Consider the following 3,701-nt stretch of genomic DNA (forward strand, 5'->3'; position numbering starts at 1 on the left):
GAGCAGGCCGAGCTCACCGAGCTCGGCCTGCTCCCCCTGATGGACCAGGTACTGCGCAGCCGCAAACCCCGCACGGTCAAGTCCCGCCGCGTCCCCGTCGCCGCCGGCCGTCACGGCTACTACACCTTCACCTGCACCCCCATCGACGTCGGCGATCACGACGCCGGCGACCACGGCGCGACCGGTGAGGGAACGGCCGGTCACGGCGACGGCCGGCGCGGCGTCCTCGTCTTCGCCGCCGACGTCACCGACCAGGTGGAAGCCGCCGAACGACTGCGTGCCAGCGAACGCCGCCAGCGCGAGGCCGCCGTCACCCTCCAGCGCAGCCTCCTCCCGCAGGAGCTGGAACAGCCCGACGACCTCCGCGTCGCCGCCACCTACCAGCCCGGCGGCAGCGACACCGCCGTCGGCGGCGACTGGTACGACGTCATCACCCTCGGCGCCGGCCGCACCGCGCTCGTCATCGGCGACGTCATGGGCCGAGGCGTCCGCGCGGCCGCCGTCATGGGCCAGCTCCGCACCGCCGTACGGGCCTACGCGCGCCTCGACCTCCCGCCCCACGAGGTCCTCCAGCTCCTCGACGGCCTCGCCGCCGAGATCGACGCCACCCAGATCGCCACCTGCGTCTACGCCGTCCACGACCCCAACGAGGGCCGCCTCGTCTACGCCTCGGCGGGCCATCTGCCGATCCTCGTCCGCGACCCCGACGGCACCGTCCACCGGGCCGCCGAGCCCACCGGCCCCCCGCTCGGCACCGGCGGCTGGCTCCATACGTCCGGCAGCATGCCCCTCGGCCCCGGCTCCAGCGCCGTCCTCTATACGGACGGCCTGGTCGAGCGCCGCCACGAGGACATCGACGAAGGCGTCGCCGCACTGGAGCGGGCGTTCGCGGGTGCGACCGGCTCGCCCCAGGTCATGTGCGACCGTCTCATCCGCGCCCTCGGCGTCACCCAGGAACACGACGACGACGTCGCCATGCTCGTCCTCCAGCACCCCTTCCGCACCGGCCACGACGCCGAGCTCTTCCACAACGCCGCGCTCGAGCTCCTCGGCGGCATCGAGGCCGCGCCCCGGGCCCGCGCCTTCGCCTCGGGCGTCCTCGCCAGCTGGCGCTTCCCCACCGAGCTGCGCGACCTGGGCGTCCTGGCCGCCAGCGAGCTCGTGGCCAACTCCCTCCAGCATGGCGAACCGCCCATGCGGCTCCGGCTGCGCCGCACCGACCGCCGTCTGATCATCGAGGTCACCGACGGCGACGACCACCTGCCGCGCCGCCGCCGCGCCGAGCCGGCGGACGAGGCCGGCCGCGGCATCTCGATCATCGCCACCATCGCCTCGTCCTGGGGCTCACGCCGTACCCCAGGCGGCGGCAAGGCCGTCTGGTGCGAGTTCGCGCTGCCGGGAGCGGGCGTACACGAATAAGGGTGTGGCCTGGCCGGAAGCTTTCACTTCCGGCCAGGCCACACCCTCTATATGCATTACGCCGCTACGGGCACCCGCTCGCCGGCCTCGGAGCCGGCCTCGGAGCCGACCTCAGGGCCTGCCTTGCACTCGGCCACGGCCCGGGCCCGCTGCGCGCGGGCGACGAACGGATTGTCCTGCGCCACCGTGAGCCGGCGCCCCAGCCGCAGGGCCAGCGCCGTGATGCCGAGCGAGCACATGATCAGCAGCGTCACATAGACACCGGACAGCCCCATCCCCACCAGCAGCGCGCCCAGCAGCGGCCCCGAGGCCATCGCCAGCTGCTTCACCAGGGCGAAGGCCGAGTTGTACTGACCGATCAGCGACGCCGGAGCCAGGTCGGCCACCAGCGGCGCCACGGTCGGCGACAGCATCGACTCACCGACACCGAACAGCACGTACGTGGAGATCAGCAGCCCCGTGGCCACCGCCTGCGCACCGTGCACCAGACCGGACAGCGCCGCGGCCACCCACGCCACGGTCCAGATCAGCCCGACCAGCGCCATGACCCGGCTGCGCCGACGGCCCTCGACCAGCTTCAGCACGACGAACTGCGTCACGACGATCGCGGCCGTATTGGCGAACAGCGCGATGCCCAGCGTGGCGGGGGAGACGTGGGTGACCTCCGTGGCGTACGCCGCCAGGCCCGATTCGAACTGTCCGTAGCAGGCGAAGAACATCACGAAGCCCAGCACGCACAGCCACACCATGGAACGGTCCCGCAGCAGGGTGCGCCACGCGCCCTCGGGCCGGCCGTCCGTCGGCACGGCGTCCTCGACCCGGGGAGCCTCCGGCAGCTTTACGGTCGCCACCGTCGCACCCAGGACCAGGAACATCACCGACTCGATGCCGAAGAGCCGGATGAAGCTCGACGCGGCGCTCTCGTCGACCATCAGGCCGCCGATGAGCCCACCGACACCGAGGCCCAGGTTGTTGAGGAAGAACTGGGTGGCGAACGAGCGGGACCGGGTCAGGGGCGTCGAGCACCACACGATCATGGTCGCGAGCGACGGCTGGATCACCGCGATACCGGCGCCGAGCGCGGCGGCGGAAGCGATGACCAGCGGCGTGACGCTCGACAGCCCCAGCCCCAGCGAACCGATCGCCGCCGAGACCGTACCCACGATGGCCACGGGCAGCGGACCCCGCCGGTCGATCGCCCGACCGGTGAAAGGCAGCACGACAAGCGCGGCCACGGCCAGCGTGAACAGCGTCAGACCCGCTGTCCCCGCTCCCAGGCCCCGCACCTTCGCCACATAGACGTAGAGATACGGAACCGTGAAGCCGTTGCCGAACGCGCTCAACGCGTTGCCCAACTGGATCCGGCGCAGTGCCGCGCCCATCGCGGTGGTCACTCCTCACCCCTCAAGCTTGAAGACTTCAACTCTAAAGTTCGAAGCTAAAGAGTACATGGCGAAGGGCTTTAGCGCGAATGATTTCTGCGATACTGCCGCTCATGGCAGACACCCCCGGCCCCGCCGAGCCGAGCCTCGAAGAGCAGATCGCCGCCTACCAGCGCGAGTACCGGGGCCTAGATCCCCAGGTGGAACGCGTCGTCTCCGCCCTCAGCCGCCTCAACCGCCGCATGAACGTCGCGTACGGGCGCCAGACCGCGGAGCTCGGCATGAGCAACGCCGAGTGGGAGGTCCTCAAGGCCCTCGTCCTCGCCGGCGACCCCTACCGCCTGGGCCCCGGCGACCTCGCCAAGCGCCTCGGCCTCACCCCGGCCGCCATGACCCACCGCATCGACCGCATGGTCGCGGAGGGCCTGGTCACCAGGGAGCGGGACGAGAACAACCGCGTCCGCGTCATCGTCGGCATCACGGAGGAGGGCCGGGCGAAGTGGCTGGAGGTCCTGCGCAAGGCCACGGTCTTCGAGGAGGAACTCCTCCAGGACCTCTCGGCCGACGAGCGCGCCCAGCTCGGCGAGATGCTGACCCGGCTGCTGCGCCGGGTGGAGCGCACCCAGCCGGACGCCGGGGGACGGCTCAACGACCTCGACTGAGGCCGGCAACTGAGGCCGGGAGGGGGCCGGTCGACGCCGGTTGACACGACCCCGTCGGATCCGTAGTGTTCTCCGAGTTGTCACGGGGCCGGTACGGATCCGGGACAGCCACTCTTGCCGCGTCGGCGGCGATCACCACTTGGCTTGACCCTTGAACGGGATGAATTTCGGCGTGTCCGGAATTCGGATCGGGCGCCGATTAGGCGCCGCGGGGGAAATCCGCTAAAGTAGTGATCAC

At 71.2% G+C, this 3,701-nt stretch carries 3 protein-coding genes; 2 read left to right on the plus strand and 1 reads right to left on the minus strand.

The genetic code is table 11. From position 1 onward, the window contains the following. On the plus strand, positions 1 to 1,419 hold a 1,419-nt coding region (locus K6I33_RS32955; protein WP_229358330.1), incomplete at its 5' end, for an ATP-binding SpoIIE family protein phosphatase. 56 nt (positions 1,420 to 1,475) lie between these two features. Here the strand turns inward: K6I33_RS32955 and K6I33_RS32960 are convergent. Then, on the minus strand, positions 1,476 to 2,813 hold the full coding sequence (locus K6I33_RS32960; protein WP_229358332.1) for an MFS transporter: 1,338 nt from the start codon (positions 2,811 to 2,813) through the stop codon (positions 1,476 to 1,478). A 101-nt stretch (positions 2,814 to 2,914) separates the two neighbouring features. Here K6I33_RS32960 and K6I33_RS32965 point away from each other — a divergent pair, with 101 nt between their 5' ends. Next, a complete protein-coding gene (locus K6I33_RS32965) occupies positions 2,915 to 3,463 on the plus strand; it encodes a MarR family winged helix-turn-helix transcriptional regulator (protein WP_229358334.1) in 549 nt (182 codons plus the stop codon). Positions 3,464 to 3,701 lie beyond the last annotated feature (238 nt).

Source organism: Streptomyces sp. UNOB3_S3 (assembly GCF_020740895.1).
Classification (GTDB): domain Bacteria; phylum Actinomycetota; class Actinomycetes; order Streptomycetales; family Streptomycetaceae; genus Streptomyces.

What these genes read in the sequence shown, in the direction of transcription:
- K6I33_RS32965 (WP_229358334.1), top strand. Translation starts at nt 2,915, where the DNA reads ATGGCAGACACCCCCGGCCCCGCCGAGCCGAGCCTCGAAGAGCAGATC.